We start from the raw sequence: 18,015 nt of genomic DNA, 5'->3' as shown, positions 1-18,015 counted from the left end.
GGGAGCGCTGTTGCTGGCCGGCTGCGGGAGCCTGTTGGGGGGTGGCAAGCGTGATGATCTCTTCCGTTTCGGCGTGATCGAGCGGACGAACGACACCGCCCCGCAGGCGGCGGTCGCCCGCCGGCCGCTTTCGCTGTTGCGGCTTCGCTTCGCACCGGAAATCGAGGGCGATCGCATCCTCACCACGCGCGGCGCGCAGGCGCTCTATATCAAGGACGCCCGCTGGGTCGCATCGGTCCCCGATCTTTTCACGCAGGCGCTGACGCGGCAGTTCGGTGCGCGCGCGCCCGACCTCCGCCTCGCTTCGCCCCGAAGCGCGACGGGAGCCTCGCAGGCCCTGCAGGTCACCATCGACAGGTTTGAGGCGCGATACACGCCGGAAGCCGATGGCAAGACCCCGCCCACCGTCGTCATCGCCGGGGAGGTGACCCTGTTTGGTGCCGATGACAGACAGCCGGTCGCGTCGCGCCGTTTCTCGGTCGAGGAACCAGCGCTTGCGAACAGCACGAGCGGGATCGTGCCGGCTTTCGACCGGGCGGTGACCCGTTATGCCGCACAACTCGTCGACTGGACGGCGCAAACCAGCCGCAGCGCGTCCTCCAATCCACCATCCGGAAAGGGCCAGAAAGATGAATGAAAAGACCGTGGAACTCGTGACGCGGAGCGGGCTTCGCCTTTACGTGCGGCAGGCGGGCTCGACGGACGGGCCGATCCTGACGCACTTGTTCCACCATGTGAGCCATGAGGATCTGCGCTTTCGGTTCCTGTCTGGGCTGAATGAAATCGGGCCAGAGCAACTCCGCGCCTTGACCCCGATAGATGACGGCAACGCGGTAAGCTTCCTCGCGTTCGATGCCGAGAGCGGCGCCGTGGTCGCAAGCGCGATGCTCGTCTCCGATGCAGCGGGCGAGCGGGGCGAGGTGGCGATCTCCGTTGACGCCGACTATCGGCACCGAGGCATCGGATGGACTCTCCTGTCCTTCGTGGCCGATCAGGCCGAGGCGCGGGGGCTCTCGAAAATCGAATCGATCGAGAGCCGCGCCAATGTCGCCGCGATCGAACTCGAACGCGACATGGGGTTCTCGGTAGAGGAATATCCTGGGGACTCGACCCTGGTGCTGGTCAGCAAAACACTGCGCGCCAGCTAACCGTCGAGGCCCGGCATCAACCTGCCAGCGCCGCGGCGATCGCGTCCTTCAATGGCGTGGTCGGCCGGCCGATCAGCCTGCCAAGGTCATGGCTGTCGTCGAACAGGGCGCCCTGGCCCGCCGCCGCGTCCGATTGGGCGAGCATCGCAGCAACCGGCTCCGGAAGACCGGCTCCAACCAGCGCCGCCTTGTGATCAGCTTCGCTCAGGTTTTTGAAGATGATCGGCTTGCCCGCTCGACGAGAGAGTTCGTCCGCGAATTCGGCGAGCGTATAGGCCTCATCGCCCGCCAGCTCGTAGATGCGACCGGCCTGATCCTCTTGCGCCACGAGTACGGCAGCGGATGCCTCAGCAAAGTCGGCGCGGGTGGCCGAGGCGATGCGGGCGTCTCCGGCGGAGCCTATCACCACGCCGTGCTCGAGAGTGGCAGGTATCGAGGCGGTGTAGTTCTCGGTGTACCAGCTGTTTCGCAGCAAGACGGTGGGTATTCCGCTTTCGCGGAGAAGCGCTTCGGTCTGGCGATGCTCCTCGGCAAGGCCGAGCGGTGACGTATCCGCGTGCAGCACGCTGGTATAGGCAATGAGGTTCACGCCGGCGGCTTTGGCGGCGTCGATAACCGCCTTATGTTGCGGCACGCGGTGTCCGACCTCGTTCCCCGAAATGAGCAACAGCTTGTCGACGCCCGCGAGAGCCGGGCCGAGGGTCTCCGGCCGGTTATAATCGGCTTCGCGCACGACGACCCCCTTCGCAGCGAGGTCGGACGCCTTGTCGACGTCACGCACCAGGGCCGCGATCTCGCCAGCCGGCACCGTCCTGAGCAGTGCTGCGATGACGAGCCGTCCGAGTTGTCCTGTCGCTCCGGTGATTGCGAGCATGGTTCTTCCTCTTCTTTGCTTGGAGGGCGTTCCGATCGTCTCGCCTTTGGCGTCCATCGAGTCGTTGGGCTCGGGCAATGTCAGCGAGTGGATCGTCGGCATACATAATATGCAATCGAATCGATCCAACCTAATCTCTGATCGCGCGACGGCGTTTCCTGCCCCAGCCCTGGGAGCTGGGCGGCAACGCCTCCGATGAGATCGACTCTACTTGCGCTGTGCGGACGGCGCCAACGCCCGCAACCCACTGATCAGCGTGTCGAGCCGCTGTTCGGCTTCGCCTTGATCAGCCTCGGGATAGGCCGTCGCGACGCGAGCGCCCCAATAGCCTAAATCGACCGTCGTGAGGCTGAATTCAAAAGGAACGCCTTCGCGGACGCCACGAAACCGCCCGCGCCAGACGGCATCCTTTGGCATGTCAGGAAGAGCAACCGGTCCCTCGGACAGCGGCGTGCTTTCATCGAAATAGCCGCGTGCGAGCCACTTCATGATCGTATAATGCTCCTTCGCCGACATTTGCTCGATGTGAACCAGCGAGATGCGCGCAACGATCGTCGAACCGCGCACCGGCGAACGATATTCGACGGAAACATACTGGCCGCTGGGATCATATCCCTGCTCGGCTACGCGGGTGAATCCGGCGAGCATATGGGGAAAGCGCGCACCGCTTCCCACATGCACCAAGGTCACGTCGGAATCGAGGCGGAAGCCCGCCGGGGCGGTCGCTTCGGCGGCAGCGGGCGCCGACTGGGCGGCGGTGTGAATAGAAAGCCCAAGAAGAACACTCAGAACGAGCGGCGCAAGACGCCTGAGACGCGTCTTCCTTTTCATTCGGGAAGCTTCGCCATGATGATTGCGGCGATCGCCATCACCAGACCTGCTGTCAATCCATACAGGAAAATGACGTCGATCGACTGACGAATTCTGTCCAGGGCGTGCATGGAGATTCTCCCCTTTGTGGTGAGAAAAGTTTCGCGCAGCCGCGCTGTTGGGCATATTGGTAGTGTTACTGAGGCGGCCATCACCATGTGCCTGCTTATGCCATCGTTCCGATCGTCCGGCGGAACCGCGCGAGCGCGATCAGGAAAAACACTGCACCGATCACGGCGATGGCAAGGAACTGGGGCCAGACCACGTCGAAGCTCGCTCCCCGGTAGAGAATCGCCTGCGCCATTCTCACAAAATGGGTGGTGGGCGCGGCGAGCATCACCGTCTGCACGAACTCGGGCATGCTCTCGCGCGGGGTCATACCGCCGGACAACAGCTGGAGCGGCAGCAGCACGAGCATCAGCAACAGACCGAACTGAGGCATCGAGCGCGCGATCGTGCCCATGAAGATGCCGATCGACGTGGTGGCGAACAAATGCAGCGCCGCACCCGTCAGGAACAGCGGGATCGATCCCTCGATCGGCACCTTCAATATTCCTTCGACCACCACCAGCAGCGCGAAGGCGCAGGCGAGCAGGACGACCAGCCCCATCGCCCAGACCTTGCTCGCCATGATCTCGAACGGCGTGATCGGCATCACCAGCAGATGCTCGATCGTGCCATGCTCGCGCTCGCGGATCAGCGCGGCGCCGGTCAACACGATCGAGAGCATGGTGACGTTGTTGATGATCTCCATCACCGACCCGAACCAGCTTTGCGCGAGCGTCGGGTTGAAGCGGGCCCGCAGGGCGAGATCGGCGGGCGGCGCGGCCGTGGCCCGCGTTCCCTTCATGAACTCCGACACCTCGCCCTGGACGATCTGCTGGATATAGCCGCCGCCGGTGAACGCCTGGCTCATCCGCGTGGCGTCGATGTTGAGCTGGACGGTCGGCTGGCGGCCGGCGAGGACGTCGCGCTGGAAATCGGGCGGCACGTCGAGCGCGAAGGTGTAGCGCCCGGCGTCCATGGCGGGATCGACCTCACCCAAGGCGAGCAGCGCCGGGTGCGTAAAGTGTGGCGGGTAAAACGCTCCGGTGATCCGGCTGGACAGCGGCGACTGATCCTCGTCGACAACCGCAATCGGCGCCTTGTTCAGTGTCTCGGGCATGGCGGAGGCCGCCACATAGATGCCGAGCGAGAAAGCGTAGACGATCAGGACCAGCATCATCGGATCGCGCCACAGGCTGCGCAGTTCTTTGACGCCCAGACGTCCGATATTGGCGATATGCCGCATCTCAGCCCTCCTGCTTTTTCAAAAGCGCGACGGACAGTGCGAGCAGCACCGGTACTGCCACGGCCAGCGCCAGAAGCGGCTGACCCAGATCGCCGAAGCCCAGCCCCTTGGAGAAGACGCCCCGACAGACGGTGACGAAATGGGTGGTCGGGAAGATGCGCCCGACGAACGCGCCGACGCCCTCCAGCGACGAGACCGGATTGATCAGCCCGGAAAACTGCACCGCCGGCAGGATGGTGCCGATCGCGGTGGCGAACAGCGCCGCGATCTGGCTGCGCATGAAGATCGAGAAGAGCAGCCCGATCGCGGTCGCGGACAGCGTGTATAGCAAGGCCGCCACCGTCATCGCCAGCACATTGCCGGTGATCGGCACGCGAAAGACGAGCAGCGCCAGCAGCACCAGCAGCACATAGTTGAGCATGGCGAGCGCGACATAGGGAAGCTGCTTGCCGAGCAGGAACTCGATCCGCGTGATCGGCGTGACATAGAAGTTGATGATCGAGCCCAGCTCCTTCTCGCGCACGACGCTGAGCGCCGTCAGCATCGCCGGGAACAACAGCAGCAGGACGGGGATGACCGCCGGCGCGATCGCGACCAGGCTCTTGACGTCGGGATTGTAGCGGTAGCGCGTCTCGATATTGATGAGGCCCGCCGAGGGCCGAGCGCCAAGCTCTTGCACGGCCATCTCTCCCAGCCATTGCGCGTGCAGTGCCTGGATATATCCCTGCACGGTCTCCGCCCGCATCGGCATGGCGCCATCGATCCACACGCCGATCTGGACCGGATCGCCGCGGCGCAGGTCGCGCGCGAAACCCGGTGGAATCTCGATCGCAACGCTGAGCTCGCCATCGCGCATGCGCCGGTCGAGCTGCGCATAATCGGTGATCGGCGGGCGTTCGATGAAGTAGCGGGATCCCGCAAGATTCAGAGCATAATTCTGGCTGGTGGTCGTCCCGTCGCGATCGAGCACCGCGAACGGCAGGTTCTCGACATCCAGGCTGATGCCATAGCCCATGATGAACATGAGCAGCACGCTTCCCAGAAGGGCGAGCGTGGCGCGGATCGGATCGCGACGAAGCTCCAGCGCCTCGCGCCGGGAATAGCTCAGCATCCGTCGGCGGCTGAAGGTGCGGGAAAAGGACGAAGCAGGCTCAGCCTTTGTCTCGGTGGCCGGCGCCGCGGCCGCCACTCCCGCCTCCGCCCTTTCATCTCCGCCCGCCGCGTCCTCCAGATAGCTGATGAACGCATCCTCGAGGTTCGTGCTGCCGCGCTTCTCGACGATCGCCGCCGGCGTATCGCTGACCAGCACCTTGCCGGCATGCATCAGCGAAATCCGGTCGCAACGCTCGGCCTCGTTCATGAAATGGGTCGAGATGAAGATCGTCACCTTGTCGCCCCGCGACAGGTCGATCATCATCTGCCAGAACTGATCCCGCGCGATCGGATCGACGCCCGAGGTCGGCTCGTCGAGGATCAGCATTTCAGGCTTGTGGATCATCGCGACCGCGAGGCTGAGGCGCTGGCGCTGGCCGAGCGGGAGCGCGTCCGGCAGCGCGTCCATGATGTCGGTCAGGTCGAAGCGTCCGGCCATCTCCTCGACCCGGGCGGGAATCTCTTCCGCCGGCACATGGAAGAGCTGTGCATGCAGCTCGAGATTCTGCCGGACCGTCAGCTCGGAATAGAGCGAGAAGGCCTGGGACATGTAGCCCACGCGCCGACGCGTCGCCACGTCGTCATTCTCGACTTCGCGCCCGAACAGCCACGCTTGGCCCTCGCTCGCCTTGAGCAGGCCGGTCAGCATCTTCATCGTCGTCGACTTGCCGCAGCCGTTCGAACCCAGGAAGCCGAAGATCTCGCCGCGCTCGATCCGGAAATCGACATGGTCGACCGCGGTGAAATCGCCGAACCGCATCGTCAGTCCCTTGGCCTCGATCGCGATCTCGGCATCGCTCCCTTCGTTGCGCGGAGGGATGATCACCGGTTTGTGCCCGCGCCGCCGCTCCTCGGGCAGCAGCGCGATGAACGCCTGCTCCAACCCGTCGGTGTCGGTGCGTCGATAGAAATCCGCCGGCATGCCGGTTGCGAGGATTTGCCCCGCATCCATCGCCACCAGCCAGTCGAACCGAGCCGCCTCCTCCATATAGGCGGTGGCGACAAGCACGCTCATGCCCGGCCGGTCGGCGCGGATGCGATCGATCAGGTCCCAGAACTGCGCGCGCGATAGTGGATCGACGCCGGTGGTCGGCTCGTCGAGCAGCAGGAAATCCGGATCATGGATCAGCGCGCAGCAGAGCCCGAGCTTCTGCTTCATCCCGCCCGAAAGCTTACCCGCCGGACGTTTGCGGAACGGCGCAAGGCCGGTGCTCTCGGTGAGCTGGGCGATCCGCCGCTCGCGCTCCTGCGCATCCTGCCCGAACAGGCGCGCGAAAAACTCCAGATTCTCGTCGATGGAGAGGGTCGGATAGAGGTTCTTGCCGAGGCCCTGCGGCATATAGGCGATGCGTGGACAGACCGCTTCGCGATGCCGCCGGTCCGCCATGTCGCCGCCGAGAACCTCGACACTGCCTTCCTGGATCACGCGCGCGCCGGCGAGCAGCGAGAACAGGGTGGACTTGCCGACGCCATCGGGACCGATCAGCGCCACCATGCGTCCGGCCGGAATTTCCAGATCGATGCCATCGAGCGCCCGCGTCCTGCCATAATCCAGGGCGACGCCCGAAAGGCGTGCCGCCAACCGGGGCGAGTCCCCGTCCGATATTCCGGGCTCAGTCATCGTGACACGTTGACGGTCAGCTTCGCCGGCCATTCGGCATCGCGGCTGGTCCGCACATAGGCCATGCCGGGAAGCCCGGTTTTGACCTGGGTGATATGGCGATCGAGCAAAGCGGGATCGATCCGCGCCTTGACGCGGAACATCAGCTTCTGCCGCTCGCTCTCCGTTTCCACCGTCTTGGGCGTGAACTGCGCGACATCGGCGACGAACGAGACCCTGGCGGGGATCACATAGTCGGGCGCGGCATCGAGCACGATCCGCACGTCGCTCCCCAGCGCCACGCGTCCCGCCACCGTCTCGGGCAGGAAGAAGGTCATGTAGACGTCGCCGAGATTGACGAGGTTGAGCACCCGCCCGCCGCCGGCGACGACCTCGCCCGGCTGGGCCACGCGATACTGGACCCTTCCGGCCACCGGAGCGCGCAGGTCGCTGTCGCGGATATCGGCCTCGATCCGCTCGATCGTCGCGCGGACGGCATCGACGTTCGAGCGCGCGCCGATCACCTGGCTGCGCGCGGTGCCGATGGCCGCATCGACCGCAGCCAGCTGCGCGCGCGCCGCCTCGACGGCGGCCGTCGCGCCTTCGACCTGCGCCTGATCGTCGTCGCGCTCCTGAACCGCGGTCGCACCCTCGCGCGCCAGCGTTTCCGAGCGAGCGAGCCGCTTGCGCGCGGCGCTCAGCTCCGCCTCACGCTGCCGCACGGCGGCAAAGGCGGCCGCGCGCTCGCTCTGGCGCTGCGACACCTGGCTTTGCGCGATCAGGATCGCGTTTTGCGCCTGGGCGAGCTGCGCCTGTGCCTCGGAGCGCTGGGCGTTGAGGACATCGGTGTCCATATGCGCGACGACCTGTCCCGCCTTCACGAAGTCGCCCTCGTCGGCGACGATGTCGCGGATCCGCCCAGGGGTCTTGGCGGAAATGTCGATCTCGATCGCCTCGATCCGGCCATTGCCGCCAATGATGCCGTCCGGCAGGCCGCCGGGCTTGAGCAGCTGCCACAGGGTCAGAGCGACGGCAATGACGGCCACGGCGATGGCGCCCCTGATGAACCATTTCTTCTGGGGCGTCGTCATTGTGCTGGATTCCCGGTTTCAGCTGCGTTGATGTCGAAGGCTGGATTCTGGATGAAGCCCCCGCCCAGCGCCGCATAGAGGGCGACGGCGCTCCCGAGATGGGCGCGGCGAAGCTGGACAAGCGCCTGCTCGGTGTCGAACAGGTCGCGCTGCGCGTCGAGCACTTCGAGATAGGCCGAGCGCCCGTTATCGAAGCGCAACTGGGCAAGGCGCGCGCGCTCCTGGAGCGCCGCGAGCATGGTGCGCGTCGTTTCGATCTGGAGGCCGAGCTGCCGGCGCCGGACCAAGGCATCCGACACATCGCGGAACGCGGCCTGTACCGTCCCTTCATAATCCGCGATCGCAATCACCTGCCGGGCCTTCGCCACGTCGAGATTGCCCTTGAGGCGTCCGGCATTGAACAAGGGCAGGCTCAGGGTCGGCGTGAAATTCCAGGAAAGGCTTCCCCCCTTGAACAAGCCGTCCAGTTCGCTGCTCGCCGTCCCGAAGGCGCCGGTCAGGCTGATATTCGGAAAGAAAGCGGCGCGCGCGGCGCCGATATTCGCTTCGGCTGCGCGAAGCACATATTCCGCCGCCACGATGTCGGGCCGGTTGACGAGAAGCTCTGACGGCAGGCCCGGAGGAAGCACGACCTCCGGCGCGGCTGCTGCAAGGCCGAGCGGCCCCGGCCGGATGTCGACCGGACGCCCGACCAGCAGTGCCAGCGCGTTGCGATTGACCTCGCGATCCTGATCGAGCGCCTGCAGCGCCGTCTGCGCCTGCGCCAGCAGGGTCTGCGCCTGCGTCATCTCGAGCTTGGAGCCCGAGCCCACCTCATAACGCCGCCGCAGGATCCGAAGCGCGTCCTCGCGCGTCGTGATCGTCCGGCTCGCCAGCGCGACGCGTTCCTCATATTCGCGCTCGAGCAGATAGCCGTTGGCGACCTGGGCGATGAGGTCGGTAGCGATCGCGCGTCGAGCTTCTTCCGTCGCCAGATACTGCGCGCGCGCCGCCGCGTTGAGGTTGCGCAGCCGGCCCCAGAAGTCGATCTCCCAGCCGGCGCTCAGCTGCGCATAGATCTGGTTGCCCGTCACGGCCTGGCCCGTCACCGACAGATCGGCAGGGGTTCGTCCCCGCGTTCCGGTCGCCACGGCATCGAACTGGGGATAGAGCGCCGAGCCTTGGATCCGCCAAGACGCCCGCGCTTCCGCGACACGCCCCGAGGCGATCCGGATATCGCGGTTGTTCTCCAGCGCCGCAGCGATCAGTGCCCGAAGCTGCTCCTCATGGAAAAAATCGTACCAGCCGACCCGGGCGATGGACGACGAGTCGGAGGCCGATGCGGCATAGCCCTGCGGAACGGGCTGCGGCGGACGGACGTGTGCCGGCGCGAACGAGCAGCCGGCCAGAAGCATGGACGCAGCGAGACAGGCAACGCTTGTAGCTGGCCGTCGGTATCTGGCCCTCATGATCTCCGGAACGGCCATATCGTCGCGCACTGCCCCTGGTTCGGTCTTCAAATAGCCGGCTCCCGTCCGGGAACCGGGCGGGAGCCGTTGTTCGCCGTGAGATGCGACCCTCAGGCTGTCTCGGTAGCTTTCGCAGGCGCGCGCACCGGGGCCGCGGGAACCTTCGCCTTCTCCGGCTCGGCCGCCGACTTCTTGAGCAGGGGCTGGAACCACGCCTGGATGGTTCCGGTCAGTTCCTGCTGGCTGGTCGTCTGCGAGAGCAGATCTTTCCAGCTACCCTGCCATTCGTCGACGGCCGCCTTGATCTTGCTCACCGAGGCCTCCCGGCTCTTTTCGACCTCGCCGAGCAGGCTCGTGACCGCGTCGCTCCTGAAGCTCGGGACAGTCCCCGGCTTCAGTTCCTTGAACTGATCGACGAAGAGGGTCGCCGCCTTGCTGCCGATCTGTGCATAGTCCTCGCCACCGCTCCGGGCGATCTCGGCGAATTTGAGGACAAGCTCGCCATTGGCCTTGGCAAGGGCGGTAATCTGATCGAGGGGATAGCTCATGGGCCAGGTCCTTTCGAGAATCGAGGCGGGAGGAAAAACAGTTTCCGTTGCGATGCTGCGCTGCGATATGAGGGATTGTCCTTACGCACGATGGCAGACGAGGCTCAGCCATTGGCGATATATTGCCCTCCGTTGATGGTAAGCACCGAGCCCGTGCAGAAAGCCGCCTTTGGCGAGGCGAGATAGGAGACCGCTTGCGCGACCTCGTCGGGGTCGCCGAGACGGCCGACAGGGATGCCGGCGATGATCCCGGCGCGCACCTCCTCCTTGACGGCGGCGACCATGTCGGTGTCGACATAACCGGGGCAGACCGCGTTGACGGTTATGCCGCGCGCTGCATTTTCCTGAGCCAGCGCCTTGGTGAAGCCGATCACGCCCGCCTTCGCCGCGGAATAGTTGACCTGCCCTATCTGGCCCTTCTGCCCATTGATCGACGAGATGTTGATGATCCGGCCGAAGCGCCGCTCGCGCATGCCCTCGATGATTGCGCGGGTCATGGTGAACATCGAGTCGAGGTTGGTCGCCAGCACGGACCGCCAATTGTCCCAGCTCATCTTGTGGAAGACCCCGTCGCGGGTGATGCCCGCATTGTTGATGAGGATGGACACCGGCCCAAGCCGTTCTTCGACCTGGGCCACGCCGTCCCGGCAGGCCGCCTCGTCCGCAACGTCCCATTTGAACACCGATATGCCGGTGTCCTGCTTGAACCGGGCGGCGGCGGCGTCATTGCCATGATAGACGGCCGCCACCTCATGGCCTTCGGCCTTCAGCGATCGGGCGATGGCCGCGCCGATCCCGCGCGTGCCACCGGTTACAAGTGCGATATCCGTCATGATCGTCCAGGTCCGTTCCTGTTTCAGATGCGCCGCGAGGTTTCCCCCACAGCTCCTCCCCGGACAATGCGTATGTATACTTAGCGGTTTTGTTATCGCCTCCTGGCGATACCGGATCAAGTCAAAACTCATGCAAGACCTGGATGATCGGGTTAGAGACGGTTTTATGACAAGAGCAACATCAACCGGACGTGCCAGGCGCCTGCCGCCGCGTGACCCCAAAGGGGGCCGGCCGACGCAGGAAATCGCGGCGCTACTGGGCGTTCATATTCTTGATGTGGCGCTCGAACAGTTCATCGCCCATGGCGTGGAAGGCGCCAGCATGGAGGGGATCGCGATCGCCGCCAGCGTCTCCAAGCGCACGCTCTATTCCCGGTTCGGGTCCAAAACGGCGCTGCTTGTCGCTGCCGTCGAGCATGGAATCGCGCATCATCTCAGGCCGATCGCATCGACCATTCCGGCCGGCTCGACGCGGGACAAGCTGTTCCATGTCGGCAGGAAAATCCTGGATGCATCGCTCAAGCGTGAGGTTATCGGCCTGGATTCCCTGATCAACTGGATCGCCGATCATGAATCGGAAGCCGGCCAGGCCAAGCCTTCGATGGGAGCCAAGGCGGGAATTGCGATCATCCAGTCAATTCTCGAGCAGGCCCATCGCAACGACGGCAGCGACAGCTCGGTCGACCTGTCGTTCCTGGCGGCCTTCCTCTTCGACGCGTTCGTCACAAGCCCGCGGCAGCGCATTCTCCTGCGGCATGAGCTGGAAAACACGTCTCGCGCCAAATCCGACTATCTTGAGCGCACCATGAATCTCATCGCGCGCGGAATGCCCTTCCTGGACGAAGACTGTTCCGGTTAACTCCATGTTCGATCCTGTTGGACATGGACTCCGACCGCAAATCTGGCACCATGGCGTCGCCCCGATGCATGAGCACGAGCAAGACGCCGTCAAAGATGGCCTGTGCTGACCGACGGCAACGGAGCGCTATGATCAACCAAAGGACAGGTCACTGCTCATAGTCCTCACCAAGGTAGAGTCTGCGCACATCGGGATTGTGAAGCACCGCGTCGGGCGTCCCCTCGAACAGCACCCTTCCCTCATGGATGACATAGGCCCGGTCGACCAGTTCGAGCATCTCGTGGACATTATGGTCGGTTATGAGAACGCCGACGTCATGCTGCTTGAGGTCGCGCACCATCAGCTTGATATCGACGATCGACAGGGGGTCGATGCCGGTAAAGGGCTCGTCCAGCAACATGATGGCCGGCTTCGCGGCCATCGCACGAGCAATCTCGGTGCGGCGGCGTTCTCCGCCTGACAAAGCCGGAGCCGGCGTATCGCGGACATGGGCGATGCTGAATTCGGCGAGCAGATCATCGAGGCGCGCCGCGATCCCCGCGGGATCGTCCGTGCGGCACTCGAGCACCGCGGTGATGTTTTCCGCCACCGTCATTCCCCGAAAGACCGATGGCTCCTGCGGAAGATAGCCCAGACCCCGTGCCGCGCGCCTGTCCATCGGAAGCGCCGTGACATCCGCTCCGCCAAGCAGGATCCTGCCGGCATCGACGCTCGTCAGGCCGACGATCGCATAGAAGCAGATCGTCTTTCCGGCGCCGTTGGGACCAAGCAGCCCCACGATCTCGCCCGGTTTGACGGTGAGCGAAACGCCGTGGAGAACCTTTCGGGCGCCGAATGATTTTTCGATCCCGACAATCGAGAGTCCTTGGGCCGTACCGTCGGAGCTCTGCAATTCGCCTGGTCGACCGGTCACCGGACCGCCACCCGTATGAACAGACGTGCCGCTATCCACGGCTCTCCGGTTCCCCTGCGAGAGTGGGTTTTCCAGAAAGCTCGCGATGAGCATGGGCACGCGACACCTTGTCGGTTGCGTTCGGGCCAGGGCAGCGTCGATGGAAGATCGATCGCCGCCCCAAGCCTCTTCGCTCAGGAGACGGCTTCAAGAGCCAGGGCAACGCCCTGCCCGCCCCCGATGCAAAGCGTGACAAGCCCGCGCCTGAGCCCGTCGCGCCGCATCGACTCGAGCAGCCGCGTCGTCAGCACCGCGCCCGTCGCGCCGATCGGATGGCCATGGGCGATCGCCCCGCCTTCGACATTGACGATGTCCTCCGGCAGCCCGAGTTCCCGTACGACGGCGATGGCGATCGCGGCAAAGGCTTCGTTGATCTCGACCCGTTCGAGATCCGACACCGACCAGCCCGCACGGGTGAGCGCCTGGCGCACGGCCGGGACCGGCCCCAGCCCGAACAGTCCGGGCTCCACCGCACCCACGCCGAAAGCGACCAGCCGACCGACCGGAGCTACGCCGTGCTGGCTGGCCCAGTCCTCGCTCGCCACGATCATCGCCGCCGCGCCGGTATTGAGGCCGGGCGCATTGCCTGCCGTGATTGTTCCTTCCGGACGAAAGGCCGGCTTGAGGTGGGCGAGGCTTTCGAGCGTCGCATCCGGTCGGTTCTGCTCGTCCCGCGAAAAGCTGGTCGGCCCCTTTCGTCCCGGAATTTCGACCGCCACGATCTCGCTGTCGAACTTGCCGGCCGCCTGGGCCGTACTGAACCGCTGTTGCGAGCGCACTGCCCAACTGTCCTGGGCGTCGCGCGAGATCTGAAATTTCGTGACGAGGTCCTCGGTCACCCAGCCCGAATGCTGGTCGACGAACGCGTCGTTGAGACCGTCATGGAGCATGCTGTCGAAAAGCTTGCCGTCGCCCATGCGATAACCCCAGCGGCCCCTCTCGATAAGGTAGGGCGCCTGGTCCATATTCTCCATCCCGCCCGCGACAGCGGCATTCGTCAGGCCCAGCATGATCTCCTGCGCGGCAGTGGCGATCGCCTGGGCTCCGGAGCCGCAGACCCGGTTGACGGTCATCGCCGGCACAGTGTCAGGGATTCCGCCACCGATCGCCGCCTGCCGCGCCGGGTTCATCTTCGCCCCGGCCTGCACCACCTGGCCCATGACGACCGTATCGATCGCGTCGCCGGTTACGCCGGCGCGCTTGAGCGTCTCGGCAATGGCGATACTGCCGAGTCTCGGCGCGGCCATGTCCTTGAGGCTGCCGCCATAGCTTCCGATCGCGGTTCGCACGGGTGCGCAAAGAACAACATTCCTGGTCATAATCTTCTCCTTCCATTCGGCCGCTTCAGGCCATGTATTTGCCGCCGTTGATCGAAAGCGTGGCGCCGGTGACAAAGCCGGCTTCGTCCTCGACAAGGAAGAGGACGCCGCGCGCGATCTCATCGGGCGTGCCGAGACGGCCCACGGGAACGGCGCCAAGAACAGCCTTCATCGCCTCCGCCGATACCGCGGCGACCATGGCGGTGTCGGTATAGCCCGGCGCTATCGCATTGACCGTGACGTTGCGCGCCGCGCCCTCGAGCGCGAGCGCCTTGGTGAAGCCGATCACGCCCGCCTTGGCGGCGGCATAGTTAGTCTGGCCGAACTGCCCCGACAGCGCGTTGACCGAACTCACATTGACGATCCGGCCGAAGCGCCGCTCACGCATGCCCTCGATCACCGCGCGGCACATGTTGAAGCAGCCGCCGAGGTCGACGTCGATCACGCTGCGCCATTGCTCCTCGCTCATCTTGTGGAGCGTGCCGTCGCGGGTGATGCCGGCATTGTTGACGAGGATGTCGACCGGCCCGACCTCCGCCACGACCTTGGCGACGCTCGCCTGGCTCGCGGCAAAATCGCCCACGTTCCAGCCATAGACCGGAATGCCCGTCTCGTCGTGAAACGCCTGGGCTTCGGCCTCGTTGCCGAAATAATTGGCGACGACGGTGTAGCCATGCGCCTTGAGGAGTCGTGCGGTCGCGGCGCCGATACCGCTCACGCCGCCGGTGATAAGCGCTATACGGGACATGAGAAATTCCTTGCTGCTGGTGCTGATGAAAAGGGAGTGGGCGACGCGGTCACTGCGCGAGATAGCCGCCATCGACGGGATAGTAGCCGCCGGTCATGAACGAGGCGCGATCGGAGAGCAGAAAGGCGACAAGCGCCGCCACCTCCTCGGGCCGGCCGAGCCGACCAATGGGATGCTGATCAATCAGCGCGGGCGACGGTTCGCCCTGCGCCCGGATCAGCGGCGTATCGATGACCGCTGGCCCCACCGCGTTGATGCGAATGCCCTTGCGGGCATAGTCGACGGCTGCGGTCCGGGTCATGCCGACCACGGCGTGCTTGGCAGCCGCGTAAGCGATGGTGCCGGGCAGGCCGAGCATGCCGCAGATCGAGCTCATGTTGACGATCGCCCCGCCGCCCGAGGCGAGCATCGCGGGAATCTGATAGCGCATGCCGTAGAACACGCCGTCCATGTCGACGCTGAGCACGCGCCGCCATTCGGCAAGATCATATTCACCGGCCGGAGCGGAGGCGCCGCCGACGCCGGCATTGTTCACGGCAAGATCGAGCCGGCCGAAGGTCTTCACCGCGAAAGCCACCATCGCCTCGACATCCGCGGCGTTCGCCACGTCCGTCCGAAGCGGAAAGGCCCTGCCGTCATCGATCTGGGCAGCGAGAGCGTGTACGCGGTCGATATCGAGATCGGCGAGCACGAGCCGGGCGCCGGAGGCGGCCAACTCACGGGAGATGGCCTCGCCCAGCCCGCTGGCGGCTCCGGTCACGATCGCGACCTTGTCATTGAAGTCGAACATCCGGTTCTCCAGAGCGCACGAAAGCCGCCGCCCAAAACGGGCGTCGCCAAGCCGATCCGGCACCTCTCCCTGGCGTTTTGGATTCCCGATCACCACGGGATATGCGGTTCATGTGCATCGCCGGAGCACCACCCCGCCATCGGGAACTATACTTATGCGTTTCGTATCGACGCTAATTCGTTCCTCTTTCCATCCGGGAAAGCGTGACGAATGGACGACGGCTGGAGCGGCAGGATCGTCACAAATCGGATGGCGAAGGACATATTCTGTGTCGGGCCAGGCGCAAATATACTGATGGCCGGGGTTGCGCCTTATCTCTCCCCTGCAGTACCGTTCTGTGAAATTGGCGACTCTCGGAAAGACATGCGTGGTGGTAAGATGAGAGTAGCCGCTTGATAACGATGGTATAATCGGAGGCGGTTTCAGGGGAGGATGCTGAGTCAGGCTACGTCATCGCGTAGTGCGTGTTCCTCGCTGTCAGGCGATGGAAGGGCATGTCCGATTGGAGATGAGGAACATGGACACATCCGCCGCCACTTCGCCACCAGACCCGTTGGAAGACGTTGCAGAGACATTCATTCGCGCCGCGGTTACCCGGCTCGCCTCGGCTTTTCCGCCCGCAATGCTCCTCCAGGTCTTCTCCGACCGGACATTTCACCTCGCCCTCCCGCCGGGCAAGCGACCGCGGCGCAACGCCAGGATCGCGCGCGAACATACGCGGCTGTCCGATTATCCGGTCCGTGGTGCAGGCGACAGCGGTTGGCACCTGCGCGCATGACGATCCGTCCGCACTTCTGGTTCATGGCTGGCGCATCGATTCTCCTCGCGCCGACGGCCCATGCCGCCTCGCCGGTCGAGATCCTGATCGGCGACGCCGGCCAGCGCGACCAGGACGGCGCCATTCTGGTCGATCTGCGATTGCTCAACGGGGACCGAGATCCACAAACGGTATCCTTGCCCGACCGAATCGAGGCACGGATCGGGGCTGCCGGATCTGTCCGGACCGTCTGGCTCGAACGCGCTGCGAATGTCCCGGCCAGCCTGACCGTGCCGCCTGGCGGGTTCATGCGCGCTCGCTATTGCTTTCGCGCGCCTTCCGACCTGACGCTGGATGGCGCGACGCTTTCCATTCCGGCGTGGCGTTCGCAGCAGATCACTGTTGCTTTGCGGTCGGCGACGCAAGTGGCGCAAGCCATATCCGCACCGCAGGCGCCTTCCGAGCCGGAGCGGGAAGCGGCGCCGCCGCCCGCCGACCGTTCGGCTGGCAATGCCTTTCTCGTCAATCTCTCGGCCTATGAGCCGATCTACGCCGTCTACGGGCCTGGCACCAACAGTGAGGCAAGGATCCAGATCAGCTTCAAATACCAGCTGTTCGGATCGAGACGGGCTGATGGGCTGCCGGGGTCCTGGCGTGATGGGCTTCACTTCGCCTATAGCCAGCGTATGTTCTGGGACCTGGGCGGGAACTCCTCGCCGTTCCGCAATGTCGATTATCAGCCCGAACTCTTCTATCTGACCCCTTCCGCCACTTTGTCGAACGGCATCTCGGTGAGCGCGCAGGGCGGTATCCGGCATGAATCGAACGGGCGCGACGGCGCGGCGTCGCGCAGCATCAACAGCGTCTATGTCGCGCCGATGGCGGCGATCCCGCTCGGCGGAGACTATCGCCTCTCGGTCGCACCACGTCTGGCGCTTTTCGTCGGCGACAAGTCGGACAATCCCGATATCCGCCGATACCGCGGCATCACGGGGCTATTCGTGGAGATCGGGGAGGATGAAGGACTGCGCCTCTCCACCTCCACCCGGTTCAACTTTTCGAGCGGCAAGGGCGCGCTCAGTGCCGATCTCTCCTATCCGCTGCCTCGTCTGCTGGGGGGTGGTCCGGACCTTTATCTGTTCGGACAGAGTTTCGTTGGCTATGGCGAGAACCTGCTCGACTATGATCGGCGCATGACGCGGTTCAGAATAGGCGTCGCGCTCGTGCGATAACGGAGATCGAGACCGGGATCGAGACGGCGATTCCGGACGAAACCTGCATCCCCCCACTCGACGACACTCTTCATAGGCCAAGCAGACAATAGCTGGCATATGAGTGCGGGTCCGGCAAGGGTCGGACCGGCGGGCCGCGTCGACTCTGCCGATCTGCGGCATTGAGTAGGAATGGAGAAAATCGGTCGTACCTCGCGTCGCTTCGGGGTCGGCCTCGCTGGACTTTGGCTGGGCTGGACCTTGGCCGCCTCCCCTTCTTGCCGCTGACCCCGTACCTGAACCGGCCATCTTCACGCGATTCCATCCTGGAATAAGAGAAATATATTGTTTGAAAATATATCGTGTGCAATTGAATGATCCGCGCCCGCCGAGTCGGATCCGTGGGAACGGACCCTGGCGCCTCGTGAGCGATAATCACGGGACGTGACTACGATCGAACGAGAAGGAGATCATTCCATCCCCGGAGTTGCCCAGCTTCTGTGCCGCAGAGAACATCGGTCCCG

17 protein-coding genes are annotated in these 18,015 nt (G+C 64.5%); 5 read left to right on the top strand and 12 right to left on the bottom strand.

Annotation, left to right across the window (positions count from 1 at the left end; translation table 11 throughout):
• The first annotated feature begins 10 nt into the window (after positions 1-10).
• Positions 11-637, top strand: a complete 627-nt coding sequence (locus HHL08_RS08945) for an ABC-type transport auxiliary lipoprotein family protein (protein ID WP_169572470.1) — start codon at positions 11-13, stop codon at positions 635-637.
• A complete protein-coding gene (locus HHL08_RS08940; RefSeq protein WP_169572468.1) occupies positions 630-1,148 on the top strand; it encodes a GNAT family N-acetyltransferase in 519 nt (172 codons plus the stop codon). Before HHL08_RS08945 ends, HHL08_RS08940 begins: the two co-directional genes overlap by 8 nt.
• 16 nt (positions 1,149-1,164) lie before the next feature.
• On the opposite strand, the gene HHL08_RS08935 is transcribed toward HHL08_RS08940, so the two are convergent.
• From HHL08_RS08935 to phbB (HHL08_RS08900), 8 genes are all read right to left on the bottom strand, one after another.
• Positions 1,165-2,124 (bottom strand): SDR family oxidoreductase, encoded by a 960-nt coding sequence (locus HHL08_RS08935; protein WP_328804618.1) that lies wholly within the window; start codon positions 2,122-2,124, stop codon positions 1,165-1,167.
• A gap of 105 nt (positions 2,125-2,229) precedes the next feature.
• Positions 2,230-2,853 (bottom strand): hypothetical protein, encoded by a 624-nt coding sequence (locus HHL08_RS08930; RefSeq protein WP_169572466.1) that lies wholly within the window; start codon positions 2,851-2,853, stop codon positions 2,230-2,232.
• Between the two features lie 205 nt (positions 2,854-3,058).
• Positions 3,059-4,183, bottom strand: coding sequence for an ABC transporter permease (locus tag HHL08_RS08925; RefSeq protein WP_169572464.1), 1,125 nt, complete (start codon positions 4,181-4,183; stop codon positions 3,059-3,061).
• Position 4,184: 1 nt separating this feature from the next.
• Positions 4,185-6,956, bottom strand: a complete 2,772-nt coding sequence (gene rbbA / locus HHL08_RS08920; RefSeq protein WP_169572462.1) for a ribosome-associated ATPase/putative transporter RbbA — start codon at positions 6,954-6,956, stop codon at positions 4,185-4,187.
• Positions 6,953-8,026: an HlyD family secretion protein gene (locus tag HHL08_RS08915; RefSeq protein WP_169572460.1), complete on the bottom strand. Its 1,074-nt coding sequence runs from the start codon at positions 8,024-8,026 to the stop codon at positions 6,953-6,955. The genes rbbA and HHL08_RS08915 overlap by 4 nt, the downstream gene beginning before the upstream one ends.
• Positions 8,023-9,420, bottom strand: a complete 1,398-nt coding sequence (locus HHL08_RS08910) for an efflux transporter outer membrane subunit (protein ID WP_235954994.1) — start codon at positions 9,418-9,420, stop codon at positions 8,023-8,025. Before HHL08_RS08910 ends, HHL08_RS08915 begins: the two co-directional genes overlap by 4 nt.
• 164 nt (positions 9,421-9,584) lie before the next feature.
• Complete coding sequence (locus tag HHL08_RS08905) at positions 9,585-10,022, bottom strand: hypothetical protein (protein WP_043153823.1); 438 nt, start codon at positions 10,020-10,022, stop codon at positions 9,585-9,587.
• 104 nt (positions 10,023-10,126) lie between these two features.
• Entirely contained in the window at positions 10,127-10,855 is a 729-nt protein-coding gene (gene phbB / locus HHL08_RS08900; RefSeq protein ID WP_043153825.1) for an acetoacetyl-CoA reductase, read from the bottom strand.
• Positions 10,856-10,985: 130 nt separating this feature from the next.
• On the opposite strand from phbB (HHL08_RS08900), the gene HHL08_RS08895 reads away from it, so the two are divergent.
• Positions 10,986-11,714 (top strand): TetR/AcrR family transcriptional regulator, encoded by a 729-nt coding sequence (locus tag HHL08_RS08895; protein ID WP_235954993.1) that lies wholly within the window; start codon positions 10,986-10,988, stop codon positions 11,712-11,714.
• Positions 11,715-11,862: 148 nt separating this feature from the next.
• On the opposite strand, the gene lptB is transcribed toward HHL08_RS08895, so the two are convergent.
• The 4 genes from lptB to HHL08_RS08875 all read right to left on the bottom strand — a co-directional run bounded on the left by lptB (position 11,863) and on the right by HHL08_RS08875 (position 15,523).
• Positions 11,863-12,720, bottom strand: coding sequence for an LPS export ABC transporter ATP-binding protein (gene lptB, locus HHL08_RS08890; RefSeq protein WP_169572458.1), 858 nt, complete (start codon positions 12,718-12,720; stop codon positions 11,863-11,865).
• An 80-nt stretch (positions 12,721-12,800) separates the two neighbouring features.
• On the bottom strand, positions 12,801-13,985 hold the full coding sequence (locus HHL08_RS08885; RefSeq protein ID WP_169572456.1) for an acetyl-CoA C-acyltransferase: 1,185 nt from the start codon (positions 13,983-13,985) through the stop codon (positions 12,801-12,803).
• A gap of 25 nt (positions 13,986-14,010) precedes the next feature.
• A complete protein-coding gene (gene phbB / locus HHL08_RS08880) occupies positions 14,011-14,733 on the bottom strand; it encodes an acetoacetyl-CoA reductase (protein WP_043153860.1) in 723 nt (240 codons plus the stop codon).
• 49 nt (positions 14,734-14,782) lie between these two features.
• Entirely contained in the window at positions 14,783-15,523 is a 741-nt protein-coding gene (locus tag HHL08_RS08875) for an SDR family NAD(P)-dependent oxidoreductase (protein ID WP_043153829.1), read from the bottom strand.
• A gap of 517 nt (positions 15,524-16,040) precedes the next feature.
• Between HHL08_RS08875 and HHL08_RS08870 the strand changes: the two genes are divergently transcribed.
• Positions 16,041-16,301, top strand: a complete 261-nt coding sequence (locus HHL08_RS08870; protein ID WP_169572454.1) for a hypothetical protein — start codon at positions 16,041-16,043, stop codon at positions 16,299-16,301.
• A complete protein-coding gene (locus tag HHL08_RS08865; RefSeq protein ID WP_043153833.1) occupies positions 16,298-17,512 on the top strand; it encodes a phospholipase A in 1,215 nt (404 codons plus the stop codon). The genes HHL08_RS08870 and HHL08_RS08865 overlap by 4 nt, the downstream gene beginning before the upstream one ends.
• Positions 17,513-18,015 lie beyond the last annotated feature (503 nt).

This window comes from Sphingobium psychrophilum, assembly GCF_012927105.1.
GTDB classification, from domain to species: Bacteria; Pseudomonadota; Alphaproteobacteria; order Sphingomonadales; family Sphingomonadaceae; genus Sphingobium; species Sphingobium psychrophilum.
Note: the sequence above shows the minus strand (reverse complement) of the source record. Positions and strands in the feature narration are given on the sequence as shown.

What these genes read in the sequence shown, in the direction of transcription:
- HHL08_RS08940 (WP_169572468.1), top strand. Translation starts at nt 630, where the DNA reads ATGAATGAAAAGACCGTGGAACTCGTGACGCGGAGCGGGCTTCGCCTT.
- HHL08_RS08935 (WP_328804618.1), bottom strand. Translation starts at nt 2,124, where the DNA reads ATGCCGACGATCCACTCGCTGACATTGCCCGAGCCCAACGACTCGATG.
- HHL08_RS08930 (WP_169572466.1), bottom strand. Translation starts at nt 2,853, where the DNA reads ATGAAAAGGAAGACGCGTCTCAGGCGTCTTGCGCCGCTCGTTCTGAGT.
- HHL08_RS08925 (WP_169572464.1), bottom strand. Translation starts at nt 4,183, where the DNA reads ATGCGGCATATCGCCAATATCGGACGTCTGGGCGTCAAAGAACTGCGC.
- rbbA (WP_169572462.1), bottom strand. Translation starts at nt 6,956, where the DNA reads ATGACTGAGCCCGGAATATCGGACGGGGACTCGCCCCGGTTGGCGGCA.
- HHL08_RS08915 (WP_169572460.1), bottom strand. Translation starts at nt 8,026, where the DNA reads ATGACGACGCCCCAGAAGAAATGGTTCATCAGGGGCGCCATCGCCGTG.
- HHL08_RS08910 (WP_235954994.1), bottom strand. Translation starts at nt 9,420, where the DNA reads ATGCTTCTGGCCGGCTGCTCGTTCGCGCCGGCACACGTCCGTCCGCCG.
- HHL08_RS08905 (WP_043153823.1), bottom strand. Translation starts at nt 10,022, where the DNA reads ATGAGCTATCCCCTCGATCAGATTACCGCCCTTGCCAAGGCCAATGGC.
- phbB (WP_043153825.1), bottom strand. Translation starts at nt 10,855, where the DNA reads ATGACGGATATCGCACTTGTAACCGGTGGCACGCGCGGGATCGGCGCG.
- HHL08_RS08895 (WP_235954993.1), top strand. Translation starts at nt 10,986, where the DNA reads ATGCAAGACCTGGATGATCGGGTTAGAGACGGTTTTATGACAAGAGCA.
- lptB (WP_169572458.1), bottom strand. Translation starts at nt 12,720, where the DNA reads ATGCTCATCGCGAGCTTTCTGGAAAACCCACTCTCGCAGGGGAACCGG.
- HHL08_RS08885 (WP_169572456.1), bottom strand. Translation starts at nt 13,985, where the DNA reads ATGACCAGGAATGTTGTTCTTTGCGCACCCGTGCGAACCGCGATCGGA.
- phbB (WP_043153860.1), bottom strand. Translation starts at nt 14,733, where the DNA reads ATGTCCCGTATAGCGCTTATCACCGGCGGCGTGAGCGGTATCGGCGCC.
- HHL08_RS08875 (WP_043153829.1), bottom strand. Translation starts at nt 15,523, where the DNA reads ATGTTCGACTTCAATGACAAGGTCGCGATCGTGACCGGAGCCGCCAGC.
- HHL08_RS08870 (WP_169572454.1), top strand. Translation starts at nt 16,041, where the DNA reads ATGGACACATCCGCCGCCACTTCGCCACCAGACCCGTTGGAAGACGTT.
- HHL08_RS08865 (WP_043153833.1), top strand. Translation starts at nt 16,298, where the DNA reads ATGACGATCCGTCCGCACTTCTGGTTCATGGCTGGCGCATCGATTCTC.